The organism is Enterobacter sp. 22499 (genome assembly GCF_052044815.1).
Taxonomy (GTDB): Bacteria; Pseudomonadota; Gammaproteobacteria; order Enterobacterales; family Enterobacteriaceae; genus Enterobacter; species Enterobacter bugandensis.
The window spans coordinates 1,549,505-1,571,467 of record NZ_JBQENR010000001.1; the positions used below are offsets into that span (position 1 = coordinate 1,549,505).

Here is a 21,963-nt window from a genome sequence, read left to right on the forward strand (position 1 = left end):
GTGTAATCTACAATCCCAAAACCAGCTGACGCTCCAGCTGTGGATCCAGCAGCGTGACGTGCAGTCCCACCAGCCTCACCCCTCGTCCGCCTCGTCGTTCTTCCCACGCCTTTTTCGCTGTTGCGATAAGATCTTCTTTGTTCAGGCGCGGCCAGACGTGCTCCTGCGTCGTCTGCTGAAAGTCGTTAAATTTCAGCTTGATGCCCTGTCGGGCAATCAGTAAATCAGGCTTTACTTTGATCAGGCGTCGCTCCAGCTCCGGATAGAGCTGTTCCGTAATAATGGTTTCGCATTCTGACCAGTCATGGATATCTTCGCTCAGCGTGCGCTCAACCCCGACCGATTTACGAAGCCGTTCGTTGTTTACATCGCGGTCGTCAATGCCCTGACTGCGCTCCCACAGCACGCGGCCAAACTTCCCAAAGCGCTTGAGCAGCATAGCCAGGTCGCTTCGCTGCACGTCTTCGCAGGTGCGTAACCCCATACTTTCCAGCTTCGCGGCGGAGACTTTGCCTACGCCGGGGATTTTGCCAAGCGGCAACGTTTTTAAAAACGCCGGGACCTCTTCAGGGGTGATGACGTACTGGCCGTTGGGTTTATTTAAATCGGAAGCAATTTTGGCGAGAAATTTTACCGGCGCGACGCCTGCCGACGCGGTGAGATTCAGCTCGTTGAAAATGGTCTGGCGGATCTCCTGCGCCATCAGGGTAGCGGAGCCGTGACAGTGCAGGCTGTCGGTGACGTCCAGATAGGCTTCGTCCAGCGAAAGCGGTTCAATCAGTGAGGTGTAGCGGGAGAAGATTTCGCGTATATGGTTTGAGGCTTCTTTATAGGCGTCAAAGCGCCCTGGCAAAAGAGTAAGGTGCGGACACAGTTTCAGCGCCATCGCCGTCGGCATGGCGCTGCGCACGCCAAATTTGCGTGCAGGATAGTTGGCGGTGCTGATCACACCGCGCTGAACGCGGCTGCCGCCAATGGCGATGGGAATATCCCGCAGCGCCGGGTTGTCACGCATCTCCACTGCGGCAAAAAAGCAGTCCATATCGACATGGATTATTTTGCGCATCGGTCATACCACACATGTATTTATATACAGTATAACAAAAGGCAAAAAATGCGTCAGCTATTTTCCTTACTCACGGTTGTCATATAAACGTGTTACAAACATTCGTAATAAAACTTTTATATACATACACTTAGGCAATCAATGGAGCGTAATTATTCATGAAGAAAATTCTCTCGATTTCGTTACTGTTTCTGGCGAGTGCTGCATCTGCTAGCCCTGCGATCGTTGCCCACCGGGGCGGGACTGCGGATGCACCTGAAAATACCCTGCCAGCCATTAAGCTCGCCCTCGAAAACAAAGCAGATATCGTCTGGATAACCGTGCAGTTAAGTCGGGATGGCGTACCGGTTCTCTATCGACCTGCCGATCTGAAAGCGTTAACCAATCTGCAGGGAAAGGTGTCACAGTATACCGCTGAAGAACTGGCAAAGGCGGATGCCAGCGTGAAGTGGAAAGATAAGGACCTGCCGGAAAACCTGCTTAATTCCCCGATACCGACGCTGAAGTCGGTGCTGAGCGCCTGGCCAGATACGCATTTTTTCATTGACATCAAATCGCCGGATGCCGATCCGGCGACCATGGGCAACGCGCTGCTTAACGTACTGAAAGAGACCAACAGCCTGAATCGCGTTCGCGTTTATTCAACCGAAGATCGCTATATGGAAGCATTGCCTGTCGAAATCCCCCGCTTTGTCACGCGCAGCGAAACCCGCACGCGCCTGGCCACGATTTCGTTGAGCCATGAATGTCTGCCTCCTTCACAAAAAATGGACGATTACTGGTATGGGCTTGAGTTAAACCGAAAAGTAGAAGTGGTCGAGAAATTCACCTTAGGCGAAGGTGTCTCTCCTGCAACATTAACGTGGGACAAAGAGGCCGTTGACTGCTTCCGCTCTCAGGGCAATGCCCATCTTATTTTTATCGGCGTGAACTCTGAAGAGGATTACCAGAAGGCGAAAACACTGGGTGCCGAAGGGGTTCTTGTAGACTCACCAGCCAAAGCCAAAAGCTGGGCAAAATAAATGATAAAGGCCGCACGGAGCGGCCTTTTCCTAGATGATCCTCTGCTGATCCCGGGCCATGCGCTTTTTACGTGCATCGCACGGTTCGGGGCAGTCGCACACCTTTTCCATTCCGATGGAAGAGATACCTCCACAGCTGCCCTGAATGCTTTTACGCTGGATGATCCAGCCTAAAGACATACCGAACACCACCAGCAAAAACACCGCAAAGGTTGCCAGAAAGGTCAACATAATCAGCCTCCGAAATCATCAAGGAGGATGTTTTCATCTTCCACGCCGAGATCTTTGAGCATCTTGATCACGGCGGCGTTCATCATTGGCGGACCACACATATAGAACTCGCAGTCTTCCGGTGCCGGGTGCTGTTTGAGGTAGTTTTCATACAGCACGTTGTGAATGAATCCCGTATAGCCCGTCCAGTTATCTTCCGGCTGCGGATCGGAGAGCGCCACGTGGAAGGTAAAGTTCGGGTTCTCGCGCGCCAGCAGTTCAAACTCATCGTCGTAGAACATTTCGCGCAGCGAGCGCGCACCGTACCAGAAGCTGATTTTACGCTTGCTGCCGAGACGCTTGAGCTGGTCAAAGATGTGCGAGCGCATAGGGGCCATACCCGCACCGCCGCCGATAAAGACCATTTCGGCGTCGGTATCTTTAGCAAAAAACTCGCCGAACGGACCGGAGATCGTCACCTTGTCGCCTGGCTTAAGGGACCAGATATACGACGACATCACGCCCGGCGGCGCGTCAGGCACGTTTGGCGGCGGCGTGGCGATACGCACGTTGAGCATGATAATGCCCTTCTCTTCCGGGTAGTTAGCCATGGAATAGGCGCGCAGCGCGGGCTCTTTTACCTCGGAAACAAAGCGGAAGAGATTAAATTTATCCCAGTCGGCCCGGTACTCATCGGGCACGTCGAAGTCCGCATAGGCCACGGTGTGCGCCGGACAATCAATCTGGATATACCCGCCTGCACGGAACGGGACGCTCTCCCCTTCAGGGACACGTAGCTTAAGCTCTTTAATGAACGTGGCTTTGTTATCGTTCGAGATAACCTCGCACTCCCATTTTTTCACGCCGAAAATCTCTTCCGGCAGCTCAATCTTCATGTTCTGACGCACCGCGACCTGGCACGCCAGGCGGCACCCCTCTTTCGCTTCGCGCTTCGTAATATGCGACAGTTCAGTAGGCAGAATATCACCGCCCCCCTCTTTCACCGTCACACGGCACTGCCCGCATGAGCCGCCTCCACCGCAGGCTGACGAGACAAAAATCCCGTTGCCCGAGAGCGTATTAAGCAGCTTGTCCCCTGCCGGAGTGCGGATCTGGTTCTGCGGATCGTCATTGATATCAATGATCACATCCCCGGAATTAACCAGCTTTGCGCGCGCCGCCAGAATCAGCCCTGACAGCACCAGTACTATCAGCGTGAACATCACCACGCCAAGAATAATTTCCATCTGTTAGCCCTTATAGCTGCACACCGGAGAAGGACATAAAGCCCAACGCCATCAGGCCGGTGGTGATAAAGGTGATCCCTAAGCCACGCAGCCCCGCAGGCACGTTGGCATATTTCATTTTTTCACGGATCCCCGCCATGGTGACAATCGCCAGCATCCAGCCGATACCGGAACCGAAGCCGTACACCACCGATTCACTGAAGTTGTAATCGCGCTGAACCATAAACGAGACGCCACCGAAGATGGCGCAGTTCACCGCGATCAGCGGCAGGAAGATCCCCAGAGCGTTGTACAGCGACGGGAAATACTTATCGAGGATCATCTCCAGGATTTGTACCAGCGCCGCAATCACCCCGATGAAGGTGATGAAGTTCAGGAAGCTAAGATCGACGCCTTCCACCAGCGCGCCGTCCCGCAGCACGAAGTTGAACACCAGGTTGTTAATCGGAACCGAAAGCCCCAGCACAACGGTGACCGCCACGCCCAGGCCAAATGCCGTCGAGACCTTTTTAGAGACGGCAAGGAACGTACACATGCCCAGGAAGAAGGCGAGCGCCATGTTTTCAACAAACACCGCGCGCACAAATAAACTCAGGTAATGAGCCATTGTCGGTTACTCCTTTTCCTGCTGTTCAGGCTTCAGCGTACGAATCAGCCAGATCAGCAAACCGATAATGAAAAACGCGCTTGGGGCCAGCAGGAACAGGCCGTTCGGCAGATACCAGCCGCCGTTCTGTACCGTATCCAGCACCTGAACGCCAAACAGCTTGCCGCTGCCAATCAGCTCGCGCAGGAAACCGACCGTCAGGAGGATCACGCCGTAGCCCAGGCCGTTGCCGATACCGTCCAAAAAGCTCGCCAGCGGCGGCATTTTCATGGCGTAGGCTTCAGCGCGCCCCATCACGATGCAGTTGGTGATAATCAGGCCGACAAACACCGAAAGCTGCTTCGAGGTTTCGTAGGCGAACGCGCGCAGCAGCTGATCGACCACGATCACCAGCGAGGCGATGATCGCCATCTGCACGATGATCCTCACGCTGTTGGGGATGTGGTGGCGGATCATCGAGATAAACATGCTGGAAAACGCCGTCACCAGCGTTACCGCCAGCGTCATCACCACCGCCGTTTCCAGCTTGGTCGTTACCGCCAGAGCCGAGCACACACCCAGCACCTGCAGGGTTATCGGGTTATTGGCTAAAAGTGGGCCAATCAGCACCTTTTTAACTTCTTTCAGTTCACCCGTATCAGCCATTGTTCAGCGCTCCTTCACGTACGTTCTTCAGGAAGGGACCAAAGCCCAGTTCACCCATCCAGAAATCAAAACTGTGCTGCACCCCGTTAGAGGTGAGTGTGGCGCCGGAAAGACCGTCAACGGCGAATTCATCCCCAGGACGCGCGCCTCCTTTCACCACCTTCAGCGCAGGCTGACCGTTATCATTGAGCACTTTTTTACCGATAAACTGCGCACGCCAGTTAGGGTTTTCCACTTCGCCACCCAGCCCCGGCGTTTCGCCCTGATCGTAATAAGTAATACCTTTGACCGTGCGGCCATCGGTATCCAGTGCCACAAACGCATACATCATTGACCATAAGCCGTTGCCGTAGATGGGCAACACGATTTCCTGTATGCGCTTCTGCTCGTCACGGACGAGGTAAATTTCCGCGACATTGCTGCGGCGCTTAATGCCAGCCGGATCCTGCGAGGCGTCAAGCACGGTGCTCATCTGCGGATCCTTTAATGCCAGCGCCTGGTTATATTTCGCCGGGTCTTTATCCATCAGCTCGCCGGTTTTTAAATCCACCAGCCGTGCGGTAATGCGTTCAGCAAACACGGCCGCGACGTCGTCCTTCGTCATGCCTTCCTGCATCAGCCCGGCCACGGCCAGGATGTTGCGCTGTTTATCCAGCGCGCGCTGTTCCTGCTGCAGCGGCTTTAACCCTACGGCGGAACCGGCAACCACGATGGAACAGACCAGACACAGTACCAAAACCACCAGCAGCGTTTTGCTGATGCTGTCGTTATTTTTAACCTCAGCCACGCGCCTTCCTCCGCTTAATGTTGGCGCGCACGACCAGGTAGTCGAACAGCGGCGCAAACAGGTTGGCAAACAGAATGGCCAGCATCATCCCTTCCGGATAGGCCGGGTTGACCACGCGAATCAGTACACACATCACGCCAATGAGCGCGCCGTAGCACCATTTTCCCCTGTCGGTAAAGGAGGCCGAGACGGGATCGGTGGCCATGAACATCATGCCAAACGCAAAGCCTCCCAGCACCAGGTGCCAGTACCACGGCATGGAGAACATCGGGTTCGTGTCTGAACCAATGAGGTTGAACAGCGTGGCAGTAAGCACCATGCCGAGCATAACGCCCGCGACGATGCGCCAGGACGCCACGCGGCCAAAGATGATGATGGCCCCGCCGATCAAAATCATCAGGGTAGATACTTCGCCAATAGAGCCCGGAATGTTGCCAAGAAACGCGTCGAACCAGGTTACGGGCTGGCCGGTAGCATTGTTGACCAGCGTTTCGCCGCCGCCTGCCGCCCACTGAGAAAGCGGCGTCGCGCCGGAGAAACCGTCCGCAGCCGTCCACACCAGGTCGCCCGAAATCTGCGCCGGGTAAGCAAAGAACAGGAACGCACGCCCCGCCAGCGCCGGGTTGAGGAAGTTACGTCCGGTGCCGCCGAAAATCTCTTTGGCAATCACCACGCCAAAGCTGATCCCCATTGCTGCCTGCCAGAGCGGTAGCGTGGGCGGAACAATCAGCGCAAACAGAATGGAGGTAACAAAGAAGCCCTCGTTGATCTCGTGTTTGCGGATGATGGCGAACAGCACTTCCCAGAAGCCGCCCACGATAAAGACGGTTATGTAGATCGGCAGGAAGAAGACTGCCCCCAGCGTCATCATGCTGACCCAGCCTGCATCAGCCGCAAAGCTGACGCCCAGCGACTGCGCCAGACGATAGTGCCAGTCAGACTGGATCACCTGCGCCAGCTGCTGAGCGTCGTACATATGATGCAGCGCCGGAATGGTTTGCAGACCAACGTTGTACATGCCCCAGAACATGGCCGGGAAAACCGCAAACCACACCAGGATCATCATGCGTTTCAGATCGATGGCATCGCGAACGTGCGCTGCCCCTTTCGTCACCAGACCCGGAGTGTAGAAAATAGTCGTCGTCGCTTCATACAGCGGGTAGTACTTTTTGAGCTTCCCTTCGGTAAAGTGCGGCTCAATTTTTTCAAAGAGGTGTTTTAATCCCATGGTTATCCTTCCTGCTCAATGCGGGTTAACACCTCGCGCAATACGGGTCCATATTCGTATTTACCCGGACACACATAGGTACAGAGCGCCAGATCTTCTTCATCCAGTTCCAGACAACCGAGCGCCTGCGCGCCGTCGGTATCGCCTGCCAGAAGATCGCGCAGCAGCACGGTAGGCAGAATATCCAGCGGCATTACACGTTCGTAGTTGCCAATCGGAACCATCGCGCGCTCGCCGCCGTTCGTGCTGGTCGAGAAGTTAAAGAGCTTATGACGCAGGAAGTGGCCAAGCGTGGTGCGGGTGACAGAGTATTTTTCTGCGCCAGGCAGAACCCAGCCGAACAGCTCTTTCTCACGCCCTTCCAGAACGACGCTCACCTGAAGATGGAAACGTCCCAGGTACGCGTGCGCATTGACAGCGCGGCGGCCGCTGAGTACCGAACCGGAAATGAGGCGGTTTTCACCCTCTTTCGTTTCCCCTGCCAGCAGTTCATTAATGTCTGCTCCCAGAAGCGTCTTAACCAGACGCGGGTTTGCGGCCTGCGGCCCGCCGATAGCGATAATCCGTTCAGCGCAGAGTTCACCCGTCGTAAAGAGCTTACCGATGGCAATGACATCCTGATAATTAAGATGCCAGACCTGTTTTTTAAGGCTCACCGGCTCAAGGAAGTGGATATGGGTCCCGACCAGACCCGCCGGATGCGGGCCGGAAAATTCATTAAACGTAACCTGTCCCTGCGGATGGCCGCCAAGCTTGCCGCCGCTGGCCTGGCAAACGTGCACTTTTCCGGGCGTCAGGCGAGTCAGAACGGTCAGCCCGGCATCAAAGGCTTTACGCTGCGCCAGGATAATGGGCTGCGGGTCTGCGCTGAGTGGGTTGGTGTCGATGGCCGTCACGAAAATGGCAGCCGGGGCGGTATCAGGAACAGGTGATTTGCTGAAAGGACGCGTACGCAGCGCCGTCCACAGGCCGGACGCGAGCAGCTGAGCCTGCACATCTTCGCGGCTAAGCGTCGCGAGGTCTGCCGCATCATAACGAGCAAACTCACGCTGTTCATCGCCTTCAATGCGGATTACCACCGACTGCAGCACGCGACGCTCGCCGCGGTTGATCGCTACCACGGTGCCGCTGGCGGGGGCCGTGAACATGACGCCGGGATTTTTTTTGTCTTCAAAGAGCGCCTGCCCTTTGATCACGCGATCGCCCTCCTGCACCAGCATTGAAGGACGCATGCCCAGATAATCGTCACCTAAAATTGCGACATGACGGACGCTTGCGCCACACGAGACGTGCTGCTCAGGCACGCCTGCAATCGGCAAATTAAGTCCTTTTTTTATTTTAAACATGTGGTTAGCAGGTTTCCATAAACAACAATCCAGTGGGCGCAAAGTGTAACATTTTCCCCTTCTCTCGGGCAGGGGATCCACGGTCGGGCGCGCCAAAATGCGAGCTATTACGCAAAGTTCCTGGAGCCAGCGCATTTTTGATGGTTTATAAAGTAAAACTAATTTGTAAACTCACCGCCCGGCTCTTGCGAAAATCTATAGCGGTGCTAATGTGAGCGCACCTAACAGAATAATCTGATTTCGGGTCTCTTTTGCCGTCCTGGCAAGTTAGTCCAGGTTTTATCAAGGAATTTGTAGTATGCGTAAAATCGCATTGTTCATTGCGATGCTTCTGATTCCGTGCATGTCGTTTGCCGGGCTGCTCAGCAGCAACAGCTCCACCACGCCGATCAGCAAAGAATATAAACAGCAGTTAATGGGATCCCCGGTTTATATTCAAATCTTCAAGGAAGAGCGCACGCTCGATCTGTTTGTAAAAATGGGCGAAACATATCAGCTGCTTGATAGCTACAAAATTTGTAACTATTCCGGCGGGCTGGGCCCGAAACAGCGTCAGGGCGATTTCAAAAGCCCGGAAGGTTTTTACAACGTTCAGCGTAACCAGTTAAAACCGGATAGCCGCTTCTATAAAGCCATCAACATCGGTTTCCCGAACGCCTATGACCGTGCTCACGGTTATGAAGGGAAATACCTGATGATCCACGGTGCCTGCGTGTCTGTCGGCTGCTACGCGATGACCGACTCCGGCATTGATGAGATTTTCCAGTTCGTAACCGGCGCACTGGTCTTTGGGCAGCCTAACGTTCAGGTCAGCATCTATCCGTTCCGCATGACCGATGCCAATATGGCGCGCCATAAGTACTCTTACTACGCCGATTTCTGGAAACAGCTGAAGCCGGGTTATGACTACTTTGAGCAGACCCACAAGCCGCCGGTAGTCTCTATCGTCGATGGCCGTTACGTGGTCAGCAAACCGCTGAGCCACGAAGTCGTCCACCCGCAGTTGGCGTCAAATTACACGGTCCCCGAGACAAAATAGCACCCACTCGCCTGGCATAATCTTTTGCCAGGTTTCGTTGCCCGTCAGCGGCTGCGTTGCAATAACGGTGACCACATCGTTCGGTGTGGTCTCTTTCTGAAAATCTATCTCCACATCCTGATCGAGCAGCGTAGCAACGCCAAACGGCGAGCGGCGCGTGATCCAGAAGAGATTCGTCGAGCAGAACGCCATCACGTAGCGCCCGTCAGACAACAGCATGTTAAACACGCCTTTTTCACGCAATTCGGCTGCCAGCGTCGCGATGTATTTGAATACGGCGGCCATATTGCCGGGCGTGCGCGGATAACGTTCCGTCAGCTTATGCAGTAGCCAGCAGAAGGCCTTCTCGCTGTCCGTTTCGCCCACCGGACGGAAGTTGCCCGTTTCCAGAGATTTATAGCCCGTAAGCTGCCCGTTGTGCGCGTAGGTCCAGTTACGGCCCCACAGCTCGCGGGTAAAGGGATGGGTATTTTCCAGCGCAACTTCGCCGCGGTTTGCCTGGCGAATATGCGCGATCACCGAACAGGATTTAATTGGATAGTCCTGCACCAGTTTGGCAATCGGTGAGTTAAAGCTGGGCTGTGGATCTTTGAACGTGCGACACCCTTTGCCTTCATAGAAGGTGATGCCCCAGCCGTCTTTATGCGGCCCGGTTCCCCCACCGCGCTGAACTAGCCCGGTGAAGCTAAAGCAGATATCGGTTGGCACATTGGCGCTCATCCCGAGCAGTTCGCACATACATCACCTCCACAACAGCGGGGGGCACCGGCGCCCCCCAGCGAAGTCTTACTTAACCATCTCTTTTTCGATCAGCTGGATCAGGATGTGGATCACTTTGATGTGAATTTCCTGAACGCGATCTGCATAGCCGAAGTGCGGAACGCGAATTTCGATATCCGCCGTACCGTCCATCTTACCGCCATCTTTCCCGGTCAGGGTGATGACCTTCATGCCTTTTTCACGCGCGGCGGCGATCGCTTTGATCACGTTCGCGGAGTTACCGGAGGTAGAGATACCCAGCAGCACGTCACCTTCACGGCCTACTGCCTCAACGTAGCGGGAAAAGATGTGGTCGTAACCGAAGTCGTTGCCTACGCAGGAGATGTGGCTCACGTCGGAAATCGCAATCGCCGGGTAGCCCGGACGGTTTTCGCGATAGCGTCCGGTCAGCTCTTCGGCGAAGTGCATGGCGTCACAGTGGGAACCGCCGTTACCGCAGGAGAGCACTTTGCCACCGGCCTTAAAACTGTCGGCCAGCAGGACCGCCGCGCGCTGAATAGCATGAATATTGGCATCATCTTTCAGAAAGTTCGCCAGCGTTTCCGCCGCTTCGTTCAGTTCGTTACGAATAAGATCCTGGTACATGAGGATAATCCTTCAGTATTGATGAAATAACACAGTGGAGTGTACCGGATAGCGGGAAAAGCGAGAAGCTAAAGCCATGCGAATCGTCCGGCGTTTTGATTTTTTGTGCCGACGAAAACGCGAACAATGTGAACCAGGTTGTAATTATTTTGTAAACACATTGCTAAAGGAATTCACATCAACTACAACCATATCATCACAAGTGGTCAGACCTCCTACAAGCAAGGGAGCTTTTCTTTATGATGATTTTGAGCATTCTCGCAACCGTTGTACTGCTCGGTGTGTTGTTCTATCACCGCGTCAGTTTATTCCTGAGCAGCCTGATTCTTCTGGCCTGGACGGCTGCGCTTGGCGTCGCAGGTCTCTGGAATATCTGGATTTTGGTCCCTCTTGCCATCATTCTGCTGCCGTTTAACCTGGCCCCGATGCGTAAGTCGATGATCTCCGCGCCAGTATTTAAAGGCTTCCGCAAAGTGATGCCGCCGATGTCGCGCACCGAGAAAGAAGCGATTGATGCGGGCACCACCTGGTGGGAAGGCGATCTGTTCCAGGGCAACCCGGACTGGAAAAAGCTGCACAACTATCCGCAGCCGCGTCTGACCGCCGAAGAACAGGCCTTTATTGACGGCCCGGTGGAAGAAGCGTGCCGCATGGCGAACGACTTTGCTATCACCCACGAAATGGCCGACCTGCCGCCGGAGCTGTGGGCGTACCTGAAAGAGCATCGCTTCTTCGCGATGATCATTAAGAAAGAGTACGGCGGTCTTGAGTTCTCCGCTTACGCGCAGGCTCGCGTGCTGCAAAAGCTGGCGGGCGTCTCCGGGATCCTGGCGATTACCGTCGGCGTACCGAACTCCTTAGGCCCGGGCGAACTGCTGCAGCATTACGGTACGGAAGAGCAGAAAGATCACTATCTGCCGCGACTGGCGCGCGGTCAGGAAATCCCGTGCTTCGCGCTGACCAGCCCGGAAGCAGGCTCCGATGCAGGCGCAATCCCGGATACTGGCGTGGTCTGTATGGGCGAGTGGCAGGGCCAGCAGGTGCTGGGCATGCGCCTGACCTGGAACAAACGCTATATCACCCTGGCGCCTATCGCCACCGTGCTCGGCCTGGCCTTTAAGCTCTCCGACCCGGAAAAACTGCTGGGCGGTGAAGAGGATCTGGGCATTACCTGTGCGCTGATCCCAACCTCGACGCCGGGTGTGGAAATTGGCCGTCGTCACTTCCCGCTGAACGTGCCGTTCCAGAACGGCCCGACCCGCGGGCAGGATATTTTTGTGCCGATTGACTACATCATCGGCGGCCCGAAAATGGCCGGTCAGGGCTGGCGCATGCTGGTGGAATGTCTGTCGGTGGGTCGCGGTATTACCCTGCCGTCGAACTCAACCGGCGGCCTGAAGTCCGTCGCGATGGGAATTGGCGCTTATGCCCACATTCGCCGTCAGTTCAAAATCTCCATCGGCAAGATGGAAGGTATCGAAGAGCCGCTGGCTCGCATCGCGGGCAACGCCTACGTGATGGACGCCGCTGCATCCCTGATTACCTACGGCATCATGCTGGGCGAAAAACCGGCCGTTCTGTCCGCGATTGTGAAGTACCACTGTACCCACCGCGCTCAGCAGTCGATCATTGACGCGATGGATATCGCGGGCGGTAAAGGCATTATGCTCGGCGAAGGCAACTTCCTGGCGCGCGGCTATCAGGGCGCACCGATTGCCATCACCGTGGAAGGGGCCAACATCCTGACCCGCAGTATGATGATCTTCGGCCAGGGTGCGATTCGCTGCCATCCGTACGTGCTGGAAGAGATGGCCGCTGCGCAGAATAACGACGTGGACGCCTTCGACAAGCTGCTGTTCAAACATATCGGTCACGTGGGCAGCAACAAGGTGCGGAGCTTCTGGCTGGGCCTGACGCGCGGCCTGACCAGCGCGACGCCAACCGGCGATGCGACCAAACGTTACTACCAGCATCTGAACCGTCTGAGCGCCAACCTGGCTCTGCTGTCTGATGTTTCCATGGCGGTGCTGGGCGGTAGCCTGAAGCGTCGCGAGCGTATCTCCGCCCGTCTGGGCGACGTGCTGAGCCAGATTTTCCTGGCCTCTGCGGTGCTGAAACGCTACGACGACGAAGGCCGTCAGGAAGCGGATCTGCCGCTGGTGCACTGGGGCGTGCAGGATGCGATGTATCAGGCGGAACAGGCGATTGACGACCTGCTGGCGAACTTCCCGAACCGCTTCGTGGCTGGCGCTCTGCGCGTGGTGATCTTCCCGACCGGTCGTCATCATCTGGCGCCGTCCGACAAGCTGGACCACAAAGTGGCGAAGATCCTGCAGGTTCCGAGCGCCACCCGCTCCCGCATTGGCCGCGGTCAGTATCTGGCGCCAACGCCGCATAACCCGGTGGGCCTGCTGGAAGAGGCGCTGCTGGACGTGATGGCCGCCGACCCGATTCACCAGAAAATCTGCAAACAGCTGGGTAAAAACCTGCCGTTTACTCGTCTGGACGAACTGGCGAAACAGGCGCTGGCCGGTGGCATTATCAATAACGACGAAGCTGCGCTGCTGGTGAAAGCCGAAGAGAGCCGTCTGCGCAGTATTAACGTGGATGATTTCGAACCGGAAGAGCTGGCGACGCAGCCGGTAAAGCTGCCGGAGAAGCATCGCAAACCTGAAGCGGCATAACCCGCTTCGCTCTGACAAACCCCGCCCGGTGCGGGGTTTTTTATTGCCACATTTTCTCGTAATGACGTGCTACAGTGTCAAAAAGGGGTCGTTTGAGGAGTCTGTATCGTGCCTGGTTTGAAGATTTCGATTTTGCAGCAGCCTTTAGTGTGGATGGATGGCCCTGCCAACCTGCGCCACTTTGATCGTCAACTGGAAGAGATTACCGGGCGAGATGTGATTGTCCTGCCGGAGATGTTTACCACCGGCTTCGCGATGGAAGCGGCGAAACAGTCGATGCCCCAGGAAGAGGTGGTCGCCTGGATGCATGCCAAAGCGCAGCAAACCAACGCGCTGATCGCCGGGAGCGCCGCACTGCAGACGGAACGCGGCCCGGTGAACCGCTTCCTGCTGGTTGAGCCGGAAGGAAAGGTGCATTTTTACGATAAACGCCACCTGTTCCGCATGGCCGATGAACATCATCATTATGAAGCCGGTAACGAACGCGTGGTGTTCGAGTGGCGCGGCTGGCGTATTCTGCCGCTGGTCTGCTACGACCTGCGCTTCCCGGTGTGGTCGCGCAACCGCAACGATTACGACCTGGCGCTGTACGTCGCCAACTGGCCCGCGCCGCGCTCGCTGCACTGGCAGGCGCTGCTGGTGGCTCGCGCGATTGAGAACCAGGCGTACGTGGTGGGCTGTAACCGCGTGGGGACGGACGGCAACGGCCACCACTACCGCGGCGACAGCCGGGTGGTGAACCCGCAGGGCGAGATTATTGCCACCGCCGAGCCGCATCAGGCGACGCGCATTGATGCGGAGCTGTCGTTGACGGCGCTGAAGGAGTATCGGGAGAAGTTCCCGGCGTGGCAGGATGCGGATCCGTTTAGCATCGGGTGAAAAAATGCCGGGTGGCGGCTACGCCTTACCCGGCCTACCAATGTTGCTCGCTTCTTTTAACTCACTAACGCCTGCCCGTCTTTGCGGCTCTCCGTCGCGGCCACGTAGTGCCCCTCCGGCATACGATAGATTACCTGCGCACCGCCGAAGTTGTAATCCTGGAGCGGATCTTCCACCACGATCTGATGCCCGCGCTCGCGCAGCGCGGCAATGGTGTTGCGATCGAACGTCGATTCAACAATCACTTCCCTGCCCTGCACCACGCGCCAGCGCGGCGCGTCGATGGCCGCCTGCGGGTTTTGCCCGTGCAGCATAATGCGCAGCGCCATCTGCATGTGCCCCTGCGCCTGCATCGGGCCGCCCATCACGCCGAAGGACATCAGCGGCTGGCCGTTGCCGTCCATCGCAAAGCCCGGAATGATGGTGTGAAAAGGACGCTTGCTGCCCGCCAGCGCGTTCGGGTGTTTGGGATCGAGCACAAAGCCGCAGCCGCGGTTTTGCAGGCTGATTCCGGTATCCGGCACCACAATGCCTGAACCGAAGCCCATAAAGTTGGACTGGATAAACGAAACCATCATCCCGCTGGCGTCCGCGGTGCTGATGTAGACCGTGCCGCTCTGCGTCGGTGATCCGTACACAAAGTCAGAGGCGTTATCGCGATCGATAAGCGCCGCACGCGACTTCAGATAGTGGTCGCTCAGCAGCTCTTTTGCTGCGAACTCCATATGTTCTTCATCCGCCACGTAGCGGTCGAGATCCGCCAGCGCCAGCTTCATGGCTTCAATGGATAAGTGCAGAGACTGCACGGAGTCCGGATGATGTTTCTCAATGCCGCACTGCTCCAGAATACCGAGTGCAATCAGCGTGGCGATCCCCTGCCCGTTTGGCGGCAGCTCCTGTACCGAGCCGCCCGCGAAGTCGCGCGACAGCAGGTCAACCCAGTCCACGCGATGGTTTGCCAGATCTTCCGCTGACAGGTGCGCGCCGTGCTCCTGGGCGAAGGCGGCGATTTTCTGCGCCAGCTCACCACGGTAAAAGGCTTCACCGTTGGTTTTGGCAATCAGCTCCAGCGAATGAGCCTGCGCCGGGTTACGGAAGATTTCCCCCACGCGCGGGGCGCGGCCTTCCGGCGCGAAGCAGGCGCTAAAGCCCGGCTGATCTTTCAGCTTGTTATAGCCGCGCTGCCAGAGATGACCAATCAGCGGCGAGACCGGGAAGCCGTTGCGCGCGTAGTCAATCGCAGGCTGCGCCAGCGTGGTCAGCGGTAGCGTGCCGAAGCGTTCTGCCAGGGCCACCCAGCCCGACACCGCACCCGGCACCGTCACCGCGTCCCAGCCGATTTCCGGCACTGCGCTTTTACCGGCAAACAGATCCGCATGCCAGCTGGCCGGCGAGCGCCCGGACGCGTTCAGGCCGTGAAGTTTTTCACCGTCCCAGACGATGGCAAAGGCATCGCTGCCGATGCCGTTGCCGGTCGGCTCAACAACGGTCAGCGCCATGGCGGTGGCAATGGCCGCATCGACGGCATTACCACCCAGCTGCAGCATTTTCATTCCCGCCTGCGCCGCCAGCGGCTGCGAAGTGGCAACGGCGTTGTGGCCCATCATCGGCGGGCGGCGTGAAGCGTAACCGGATGTAAAATCAAGCGCTTTGGTCATCATGACTCCTTAGTCGTGGCGCGGATCGAGCGCATCGCGCAGCCCGTCGCCAAGTAAATTAAAGCCCTGCACGGCAAGGAAAATCGCCACGCCGGGGAAAACGGACATCCACGGCGCCTGCTCAAGGAAACCTTTCGCGGTATTGAGCATGGACCCCCAGGACGGATTGGGCGGCTGCTGCCCCAGCCCTAAAAACGACAGGCTGGCTTCGGCAATAATCGCCGAGGCAATGGCCAGCGTGGCCTGAACCAGGATCGGCGACATCACGTTTGGCAGAACGTATTTAATGATGATCCAGCGATCCGGCAGGCCAATCGCCCGCGCGCCGTCGATGTACTCTTCGTTGCGAATGGCGATCACCTGCCCGCGCGTCAGGCGGGCGAAGATCGGCATCGCCGAAAGACCGATGGCGATCATCGCGTTGGTCAGGCTCGGGCCTAAAAATGCCCCCAGCGCGATCGCCATGATCAGGAACGGACAGGCCAGCAGCGCCTCGATAAAGCGCGAGATGACGCCGTCCCACATCTTCTGGAAGTAGCCCGCCACCAGCCCCAGCGGCACGCCGATGACCACCGCGATAACCACCGACATACAGCCCGCCATCAGCGAGGTTCGCGCTCCCCAGATAATGCGGGACAAAATGTCGCGCCCCAGCTCGTCGGTGCCGAACCAGTACATCGCTGACGGCGCTTTGCGCACCGCGAGGAAGTTGGCTTTAACCGGGTCAAACGGGGCGATCCACGGCGCCAGCAGCGCCACCAGCACAAAGAAACCCACCACAAGCGCGCCAATCACCGCGCTTTTATTGGCGAGGAATTTCTTCAGCACCCGGTTCTGCGCGCGCGGCAGCGCGGGGGCTACGGTTTGCGTCGTCAGTTCCGCCATCATTAACCTCGCATTTTCGGGTTGATAAGGACATAAAGCACGTCGGCCAGCAGGTTGAGCAGCAGGAAGCCGATCGCCACGATCAGCACCACGCCCTGCACCACCGCGTAGTCACGGTTGAACACCGAGTCGACGATCATCTTGCCAAAGCCCGGAATGGTGAACACCTGCTCGGTCAGCACCGCGCCGCCCAGCAGCTCGCCGAACAGCAGCGTGGTGAGGGTGATCACCGGTACCAGCGCGTTGCGAAACGCGTGCTTTAGAATGATCGCCTTCGGCAGCAGCCCCTTGGCGCGTGCGGTACGGATATAATCCGCTTTCAGCACCGCAATCATCGACGCGCGGGTATGGCGCATCAGCGTCGCCGCCAGCCCGGTTCCGAGCACGGACGCGGGCAGCAGCAGCGTGCGCAGGTTCTGAAGCGGATCTTCACTGAACGGCACGTAGCCGGACGCGGGCAGCCACTGCAGGTTCACCGAGAAGACCAGAATCAGCAGGATCCCCAGCCAGAAGTGGGGAATAGAGATCCCTGAGATCGCCACGAAGTTCGCCCCGTGATCGACCCAGCTGTTTTTGTTCACCGCCGCAAGGATCCCCATGCTGATGCCAAACACCAGCGCAATAATCATCGCCAGCAGCGACAGCTCCAGCGTAACCGGCAGCTTGCTGGCGATAAGCTCGGTCACCGGCTCGTGCGTGCGCAAGGAGACGCCAAGATCGCCCTGCAGCGCCCGCGTCAGCCAGTGGAAATACTGAACCGGGATCGGCGCATCCAGGTTCAGCTCCGCGCGCAGCTGGGCGATCACCGCCGGATCGCGTTCCTCACCGGCCATCGCAATCAGCGGATCGCCGGGCAGCAGCTTTTGCAGCCCGAACACCATCATGCTCACCAGCAATAGCGTCGGGACGGCCAGCAGCAGACGTTTGCAAATCAGTTCCAGCATGGGTTCTCCTCAGGACGTTTATTTCGCCAGCGTCAAACCCGCCAGACGCACGATGCCGTCCGGGTAAGGCTTAAAGCCCTGCACGCGCTTGTTCAGGCCAAAAATGCGCGGCTCGAAGTAGAGGTAGGCAATCGGCATGTCGGTTTGCAGCTGCTTAACCACCTTGTCATACAGCGGCTGGCGTGCGGCCTGGTCGGTGCTCTGGCGCGCCTGCGTCAGCCACTCATCGACCTGCGCGTTGCTGTAACGGCCGTCGTTAAGCGTGCCGTTGCTGTGGATAAAGCCGTAGATGCTGCCGTCCGGATCCGGGCGACCCGACCAGCCGGAGAAGCTCAGCTGATAATCACCGCTCTGCTGGCGATCCAGCAGCGTGGCAAATTCGGTCATCTGCAGGTTCAGCGTGAAGCCGGCCTCGGCGACCATCGCCTGCAATACCTGACCCACCTGCTGCGAGGTTGGGTTGTTCGGCACCAGCAGGTTGACGGTCAGCGGCGCGGTGACGCCTGCCGCTTTGAGCAGCGCTTTTGCCTTGTCAACGTCACGCGGCGGCACCGGCAGGTTGACGTGATACGGGCTGACCGTCGAAAACGCCTGGTTGGCTGGCGTATACAGCCCTTCAAAGACCACCTGGTTTAACGCATCACGGTCGATGGCCTGAGAAAACGCCTCGCGCACGCGGGCATCTTTGAACGGATCGTTCGCCGGGACCTTGCCGTTATTAATATTGAAGGTGATCCCCTGATAGCCCAGGCCGGTAACCTTCGCCAGCGCCAACTTGCTGTCGGCTTCGACGGTTTTGACGTCGCTGGCGGCAATGCCTTCGGTCAGATCCAGATCGCCCGCGCGCAGGTTCGCGAGGCGCACGGAGGCATCCGGGATCGGCAGATAGATAATTTTGTCGAAGTGGTAGGCGCCTTTGTTCCAGTAGTTGTCGAAGCGGGTCAGAACGATGCGGTCCTGCGACACGCGGCTGTCGAACTTGTACGGGCCGGAACAGACCGGATGGGCGGCAAAGTCAGGCTTTTTCGCGGCCTCGGGCGCCATCATCGCGCCCGCGCGGTCGGTAAGCTGCATCAGCAGCGCGGCGTCCGGCGTTTTCAGGTGCAGCGCTATCTGCATCGGGCCGGTGACCTCTACCGATTCCACGGAGGAGATCTCGCTTTTCCGCAGGGAGCCTTTGAGGGTCAGGGCGCGGTCCAGGTTGTATTTCGCGGCGGCGGCATCGAATTTCTCTCCGTCATGGAAAGTCACGCCTTCGCGCAGATCCATGGTCAGCGTTTTGCCGTCGGCGCTCCAGGCCCACGATTTCGCGAGACCCGGCACGACCTTCAGATGCTCGTCGACGTCCACCAGCCTGTCGCACAGGGAAGCAAACACGAAGCGGCCATAGTAGGTGCGCGCCAGATGCGGGTCGAGCATGTCCGGGTCTGCCCCCAGACCGATTCGCAGCACGCTTTCAGAATGGGCGGGCAGCGCCGCGCCAAGCAGCATAACACTTCCCAGTACGGTCAAAAGAGAATTACGCATTGTCATTATCATGAGTTCCTTGAAGGAAGGGAGGAGTGAGTGGCCGCGTGTTCAAACAGCGCGCGGCGGCGCAGAAAGGCTGCGGATGGCGGTGCGATCTGGATAACGCTGCGATCGCGGTTAATTTCCTGCCAGCGGTGGCAGGCAACCTGACGCCCGCCGTCGAGCACCTGATTAATCGGCTCGACCTGGCGGCATTCGTCGGTGACGTACGGGCAGCGGGTGTGGAAGCGACAGCCCGACGGCGGGTTAGCCGGGTTCGGCAGATCCCCCTGCAGCAGCGGCGCGTCGCGCTCAATACCCGGCTGCATCTGCGGCGCCGAGGCGATCAGCGCCTGGGTGTAAGGGTGCAGCGGTGCGTCAAAGATCTCGTCGACGGTGGCAAGCTCAACGATCTGCCCAAGATACATCACCGCCACGCGGTCGCTCATGTGGCGGATCACCGCCAGACCGTGGGCGACGATCACCATCGTTAGCCCCAGCTGGTGCTTCAGGCTCTCCAGCAGATTAACCACCTGCGCCTGCACCGATACATCCAGCGCGGAAACCGGCTCGTCGCCCAGCAGCAGCTTTGGCCCCGAAGCCAGCGCGCGGGCAATGCCGATACGCTGGCGCTGCCCGCCGGAAAACTCGTGCGGATAGCGCCCGGCCCAGGCGGCAGGCAGGCCAACGGTCTTGAGCAGCTCCGCGACGCGATACTGACGATCCGCTTTCTTCATGTTCTGGTGCAGCCACAGCGGCTCACCGACGATCTGCTCCACCGTCATGCGCGGGTTCAGCGAGGCAAAAGGATCCTGAAAAATAATCTGCAGTTCGCGCCGGAGCTGGTTCAGACGTGCGCCTGTGGCGTGGGTAATCTCCTCCCCCTGATAAAACACGCGTCCTTCGCTGGCGGCCAGCAGACGCAGCAGCAGACGGCCGAGGGTGGATTTCCCGGAACCGGACTCGCCGACAATCGCCAGCGTTTCGCCCGGCATCACGGCAAGCGAAACGCGATCGACCGCCGTGACAAACCGGGCCGGGGAAAAGAGTTTTTTCGGACCGGGGAAAAGCTTGCTGAGGTCCCGGGCTTCAAGAATGGGCGTGGTCATGCGGTCTCTCCCAGGGCAATGTGGTGTTCGAGCGGCACGCGGAAGCAGGCGACCTGATGGCCCGCGCCGAGCGTGGTGAGCTGCGGTTTTTCATCATGACAGCGCGACTGCGCAAACGGGCAGCGCGTGGCGAAACGGCAGCCTTTCGGCATGGACTCCGGCAGCGGGACCGTTCCGGGAATGGTGGAGAGCTGGCCTTTGCGTGCGCCCAGCGAAGGGATCGAGCCCATCAGGCCGATGGTGTACGGGTGCTGCGGATCAGCGAATATTGCCTCAACGCTTCCCTGCTCTACCACCTGTCCGGCATACATCACTGCCACCTGCTGCGCCACTTCAGCCACCACGCCTAAATCGTGGGTGATCATCAGCACCGCCGTGCCGGTTTCTTCTTTTAAGTTGTTGAGCAAGGCGAGGATTTGCGCCTGGATGGTGACATCAAGCGCGGTGGTCGGTTCATCGGCAATCAGCAGTTTAGGGTGGTTGATCAGCGCCATGGCAATCATCACGCGCTGGCGCATGCCGCCGGAAAGCTGGTGCGGATACGCCTTGAGGCGCATCTCCGCCGCCGGGATCTGCACCTTTTCAAGGATCTGCAGCGCGACCTTCATCGCCTCCGGGCGCGTAACGTTCTGGTGACGCATGACCGCTTCACTGAGCTGATCGCCTAACGTGAAGGCCGGATTAAGCGAGGTCATCGGCTCCTGAAAAATCATCGCCAGCTCGCTCCCGCGCAGATCGGCATATTCCCGCGGCGAGAGCTTGCGCAGGTCGTGGCGGCGAAACTGCATCTCGCCGCTGACAATCTGCGCGCTGGCGGGCAGTAAACCCATCAGCGCCAGTGAGGTGATACTTTTCCCGCAGCCGGACTCCCCCACCAGCGCCAGCATTTCGCCCGCTTTGATCGTCAGGGAAATGCCGTCCAGGACGCTGACCGGCGAGCCGGAAAACTTAACGTTGAGATTATTCAGCCGGAGTACAGGCGTGGAGTCCTTAAACGGGATCGTCGTCATAGCGTGAAATCGTCCTCAAGGTGGATCGCCTGAATCAGGGCGTTTTGCAGGCTGAGCAGGTGTTCGCGCATGGCGGCCGCTGCTTCATTAGGCTGGCGATGGATAATCGCGGACATGATCTTGTGATGGTGGTCGTTGTAGCTGTCGACACGTTCGGGCGTGCGGGCTAATTCACGCAGATGCTGCCAGCCGGGTTCGCGCCGCACGGCGTCAATGGCGTCAAACAGGCCGAGCATCAGGCGATTGCCCGCCGCCTCGGCAATGGCGCGGTGAAAGGCGCTATCCCAGAGTTCATTAAGATCGCGGTCATCCGGGCTGACCTTGTCGATGCGTTCCAGCATGCGCTGCATGAGCGCGAGGTTTTCCCTGGTGGCACGCAGTGCCGCAAGCCGGGCTAAGCCGGGTTCGATCTGTATACGAGCTTCCATCACTTCCAGCAGATTGGTCTGCTGAACCAATCCCTGAAGGGCCAGCGGTTCAACAGGGGCAGCCGGACCAATAAAGGTGCCTTTGCCCTGTTTACGCCAGATCCGCCCTTCTTCTTCCAGCACGTCCAGCGCGCGACGCACTTCGCGTCGTCCTACGCCGAGTGTTTCCGACAGCTCACGTTCCGTGGGCAGCGGAGTGCCTGGTGTTGACTCATGCTGGTTGATTAGCCCGCGTAGTTGCTCAAGCGCGGTGCTGGAATTGGCCAGAAACCGTGACGGTTTTTCCATATTGGTT

At 58.0% G+C, this 21,963-nt stretch carries 21 protein-coding genes; 4 read left to right on the top strand and 17 right to left on the bottom strand.

Annotation, left to right across the window (positions count from 1 at the left end; genetic code table 11):
• Positions 1 to 7: 7 nt before the first annotated feature.
• A complete protein-coding gene (gene dinB / locus ACTJI7_RS07585; RefSeq protein WP_041911133.1) occupies positions 8 to 1,066 on the bottom strand; it encodes a DNA polymerase IV in 1,059 nt (352 codons plus the stop codon).
• Positions 1,067 to 1,224: 158 nt separating this feature from the next.
• On the opposite strand from dinB, the gene ACTJI7_RS07590 reads away from it, so the two are divergent.
• A complete protein-coding gene (locus ACTJI7_RS07590; protein ID WP_224066316.1) occupies positions 1,225 to 2,088 on the top strand; it encodes a glycerophosphodiester phosphodiesterase family protein in 864 nt (287 codons plus the stop codon).
• A 30-nt stretch (positions 2,089 to 2,118) separates the two neighbouring features.
• Here ACTJI7_RS07590 and nqrM read toward each other — a convergent pair whose 3' ends face one another.
• The 7 genes from nqrM to ACTJI7_RS07625 are packed head-to-tail and all read right to left on the bottom strand — an operon-like array spanning position 2,119 to position 8,158.
• Positions 2,119 to 2,319, bottom strand: a complete 201-nt coding sequence (nqrM, locus tag ACTJI7_RS07595; RefSeq protein ID WP_224066315.1) for a (Na+)-NQR maturation NqrM — start codon at positions 2,317 to 2,319, stop codon at positions 2,119 to 2,121.
• A gap of 2 nt (positions 2,320 to 2,321) precedes the next feature.
• Entirely contained in the window at positions 2,322 to 3,545 is a 1,224-nt protein-coding gene (gene nqrF / locus ACTJI7_RS07600; protein WP_224066314.1) for an NADH:ubiquinone reductase (Na(+)-transporting) subunit F, read from the bottom strand.
• A gap of 10 nt (positions 3,546 to 3,555) precedes the next feature.
• A complete protein-coding gene (gene nqrE / locus ACTJI7_RS07605) occupies positions 3,556 to 4,152 on the bottom strand; it encodes an NADH:ubiquinone reductase (Na(+)-transporting) subunit E (protein WP_003863217.1) in 597 nt (198 codons plus the stop codon).
• A 6-nt stretch (positions 4,153 to 4,158) separates the two neighbouring features.
• Positions 4,159 to 4,797 (bottom strand): NADH:ubiquinone reductase (Na(+)-transporting) subunit D, encoded by a 639-nt coding sequence (locus tag ACTJI7_RS07610; RefSeq protein WP_224066313.1) that lies wholly within the window; start codon positions 4,795 to 4,797, stop codon positions 4,159 to 4,161.
• A complete protein-coding gene (locus ACTJI7_RS07615; RefSeq protein ID WP_041911137.1) occupies positions 4,790 to 5,584 on the bottom strand; it encodes a Na(+)-translocating NADH-quinone reductase subunit C in 795 nt (264 codons plus the stop codon). The genes ACTJI7_RS07610 and ACTJI7_RS07615 overlap by 8 nt, the downstream gene beginning before the upstream one ends.
• Complete coding sequence (locus tag ACTJI7_RS07620; RefSeq protein WP_224066312.1) at positions 5,577 to 6,812, bottom strand: NADH:ubiquinone reductase (Na(+)-transporting) subunit B; 1,236 nt, start codon at positions 6,810 to 6,812, stop codon at positions 5,577 to 5,579. The genes ACTJI7_RS07615 and ACTJI7_RS07620 overlap by 8 nt, the downstream gene beginning before the upstream one ends.
• A gap of 2 nt (positions 6,813 to 6,814) precedes the next feature.
• Positions 6,815 to 8,158, bottom strand: coding sequence for a Na(+)-translocating NADH-quinone reductase subunit A (locus ACTJI7_RS07625; protein ID WP_045259786.1), 1,344 nt, complete (start codon positions 8,156 to 8,158; stop codon positions 6,815 to 6,817).
• Between the two features lie 298 nt (positions 8,159 to 8,456).
• Between ACTJI7_RS07625 and dpaA the strand changes: the two genes are divergently transcribed.
• Complete coding sequence (dpaA, locus tag ACTJI7_RS07630) at positions 8,457 to 9,197, top strand: peptidoglycan meso-diaminopimelic acid protein amidase (protein WP_041911140.1); 741 nt, start codon at positions 8,457 to 8,459, stop codon at positions 9,195 to 9,197.
• Here dpaA and ACTJI7_RS07635 read toward each other — a convergent pair.
• Positions 9,168 to 9,935 (bottom strand): class II glutamine amidotransferase, encoded by a 768-nt coding sequence (locus tag ACTJI7_RS07635; RefSeq protein WP_422711929.1) that lies wholly within the window; start codon positions 9,933 to 9,935, stop codon positions 9,168 to 9,170. The genes dpaA and ACTJI7_RS07635 overlap by 30 nt on opposite strands.
• A gap of 48 nt (positions 9,936 to 9,983) precedes the next feature.
• The gene (lpcA, locus tag ACTJI7_RS07640; RefSeq protein ID WP_003863232.1) at positions 9,984 to 10,562 is read right to left on the bottom strand and encodes a D-sedoheptulose 7-phosphate isomerase; all 579 of its coding nucleotides are present in this window, start codon (positions 10,560 to 10,562) and stop codon (positions 9,984 to 9,986) included.
• Between the two features lie 239 nt (positions 10,563 to 10,801).
• Here lpcA and fadE point away from each other — a divergent pair, with 239 nt between their 5' ends.
• Positions 10,802 to 13,246 carry an acyl-CoA dehydrogenase FadE gene (fadE, locus tag ACTJI7_RS07645; RefSeq protein ID WP_028012072.1) on the top strand — a complete coding sequence of 815 codons (2,445 nt, stop codon included), beginning with the start codon at positions 10,802 to 10,804 and terminating at the stop codon, positions 13,244 to 13,246.
• Positions 13,247 to 13,354: 108 nt separating this feature from the next.
• On the top strand, positions 13,355 to 14,125 hold the full coding sequence (locus tag ACTJI7_RS07650) for an amidohydrolase (RefSeq protein WP_041911141.1): 771 nt from the start codon (positions 13,355 to 13,357) through the stop codon (positions 14,123 to 14,125).
• Positions 14,126 to 14,181: 56 nt separating this feature from the next.
• Here the strand turns inward: ACTJI7_RS07650 and ACTJI7_RS07655 are convergent, their stop codons facing one another.
• Genes ACTJI7_RS07655 through ACTJI7_RS07685 form a run of 7 tightly spaced genes read right to left on the bottom strand, consistent with a single transcriptional unit; the run spans position 14,182 to position 21,956 of the window.
• Entirely contained in the window at positions 14,182 to 15,783 is a 1,602-nt protein-coding gene (locus tag ACTJI7_RS07655) for a gamma-glutamyltransferase family protein (protein WP_047367565.1), read from the bottom strand.
• A gap of 9 nt (positions 15,784 to 15,792) precedes the next feature.
• Positions 15,793 to 16,668, bottom strand: coding sequence for an ABC transporter permease (locus ACTJI7_RS07660; protein ID WP_028012069.1), 876 nt, complete (start codon positions 16,666 to 16,668; stop codon positions 15,793 to 15,795).
• A 2-nt stretch (positions 16,669 to 16,670) separates the two neighbouring features.
• A complete protein-coding gene (locus tag ACTJI7_RS07665; RefSeq protein ID WP_440669983.1) occupies positions 16,671 to 17,612 on the bottom strand; it encodes an ABC transporter permease in 942 nt (313 codons plus the stop codon).
• Between the two features lie 18 nt (positions 17,613 to 17,630).
• A complete protein-coding gene (locus ACTJI7_RS07670; RefSeq protein ID WP_028012067.1) occupies positions 17,631 to 19,145 on the bottom strand; it encodes an ABC transporter substrate-binding protein in 1,515 nt (504 codons plus the stop codon).
• Positions 19,146 to 19,147: 2 nt separating this feature from the next.
• Complete coding sequence (locus tag ACTJI7_RS07675; protein ID WP_045259782.1) at positions 19,148 to 20,230, bottom strand: ABC transporter ATP-binding protein; 1,083 nt, start codon at positions 20,228 to 20,230, stop codon at positions 19,148 to 19,150.
• Entirely contained in the window at positions 20,227 to 21,240 is a 1,014-nt protein-coding gene (locus ACTJI7_RS07680; protein ID WP_440669986.1) for an ABC transporter ATP-binding protein, read from the bottom strand. The genes ACTJI7_RS07675 and ACTJI7_RS07680 overlap by 4 nt, the downstream gene beginning before the upstream one ends.
• On the bottom strand, positions 21,237 to 21,956 hold the full coding sequence (locus ACTJI7_RS07685) for a FadR/GntR family transcriptional regulator (protein ID WP_028012064.1): 720 nt from the start codon (positions 21,954 to 21,956) through the stop codon (positions 21,237 to 21,239). The genes ACTJI7_RS07680 and ACTJI7_RS07685 overlap by 4 nt, the downstream gene beginning before the upstream one ends.
• Positions 21,957 to 21,963: the final 7 nt, after the last annotated feature.

What these genes read in the sequence shown, in the direction of transcription:
- ACTJI7_RS07665 (WP_440669983.1), bottom strand. Translation starts at nt 17,612, where the DNA reads ATGCTGGAACTGATTTGCAAACGTCTGCTGCTGGCCGTCCCGACGCTA.
- ACTJI7_RS07625 (WP_045259786.1), bottom strand. Translation starts at nt 8,158, where the DNA reads ATGTTTAAAATAAAAAAAGGACTTAATTTGCCGATTGCAGGCGTGCCT.
- ACTJI7_RS07610 (WP_224066313.1), bottom strand. Translation starts at nt 4,797, where the DNA reads ATGGCTGATACGGGTGAACTGAAAGAAGTTAAAAAGGTGCTGATTGGC.
- fadE (WP_028012072.1), top strand. Translation starts at nt 10,802, where the DNA reads ATGATGATTTTGAGCATTCTCGCAACCGTTGTACTGCTCGGTGTGTTG.
- ACTJI7_RS07635 (WP_422711929.1), bottom strand. Translation starts at nt 9,935, where the DNA reads ATGTGCGAACTGCTCGGGATGAGCGCCAATGTGCCAACCGATATCTGC.
- dpaA (WP_041911140.1), top strand. Translation starts at nt 8,457, where the DNA reads ATGCGTAAAATCGCATTGTTCATTGCGATGCTTCTGATTCCGTGCATG.
- lpcA (WP_003863232.1), bottom strand. Translation starts at nt 10,562, where the DNA reads ATGTACCAGGATCTTATTCGTAACGAACTGAACGAAGCGGCGGAAACG.
- nqrM (WP_224066315.1), bottom strand. Translation starts at nt 2,319, where the DNA reads ATGTTGACCTTTCTGGCAACCTTTGCGGTGTTTTTGCTGGTGGTGTTC.
- nqrE (WP_003863217.1), bottom strand. Translation starts at nt 4,152, where the DNA reads ATGGCTCATTACCTGAGTTTATTTGTGCGCGCGGTGTTTGTTGAAAAC.
- ACTJI7_RS07670 (WP_028012067.1), bottom strand. Translation starts at nt 19,145, where the DNA reads ATGACAATGCGTAATTCTCTTTTGACCGTACTGGGAAGTGTTATGCTG.
- ACTJI7_RS07685 (WP_028012064.1), bottom strand. Translation starts at nt 21,956, where the DNA reads ATGGAAAAACCGTCACGGTTTCTGGCCAATTCCAGCACCGCGCTTGAG.
- ACTJI7_RS07655 (WP_047367565.1), bottom strand. Translation starts at nt 15,783, where the DNA reads ATGACCAAAGCGCTTGATTTTACATCCGGTTACGCTTCACGCCGCCCG.
- ACTJI7_RS07675 (WP_045259782.1), bottom strand. Translation starts at nt 20,230, where the DNA reads ATGACCACGCCCATTCTTGAAGCCCGGGACCTCAGCAAGCTTTTCCCC.
- dinB (WP_041911133.1), bottom strand. Translation starts at nt 1,066, where the DNA reads ATGCGCAAAATAATCCATGTCGATATGGACTGCTTTTTTGCCGCAGTG.
- ACTJI7_RS07660 (WP_028012069.1), bottom strand. Translation starts at nt 16,668, where the DNA reads ATGGCGGAACTGACGACGCAAACCGTAGCCCCCGCGCTGCCGCGCGCG.
- ACTJI7_RS07590 (WP_224066316.1), top strand. Translation starts at nt 1,225, where the DNA reads ATGAAGAAAATTCTCTCGATTTCGTTACTGTTTCTGGCGAGTGCTGCA.
- ACTJI7_RS07620 (WP_224066312.1), bottom strand. Translation starts at nt 6,812, where the DNA reads ATGGGATTAAAACACCTCTTTGAAAAAATTGAGCCGCACTTTACCGAA.
- ACTJI7_RS07680 (WP_440669986.1), bottom strand. Translation starts at nt 21,240, where the DNA reads ATGACGACGATCCCGTTTAAGGACTCCACGCCTGTACTCCGGCTGAAT.
- nqrF (WP_224066314.1), bottom strand. Translation starts at nt 3,545, where the DNA reads ATGGAAATTATTCTTGGCGTGGTGATGTTCACGCTGATAGTACTGGTG.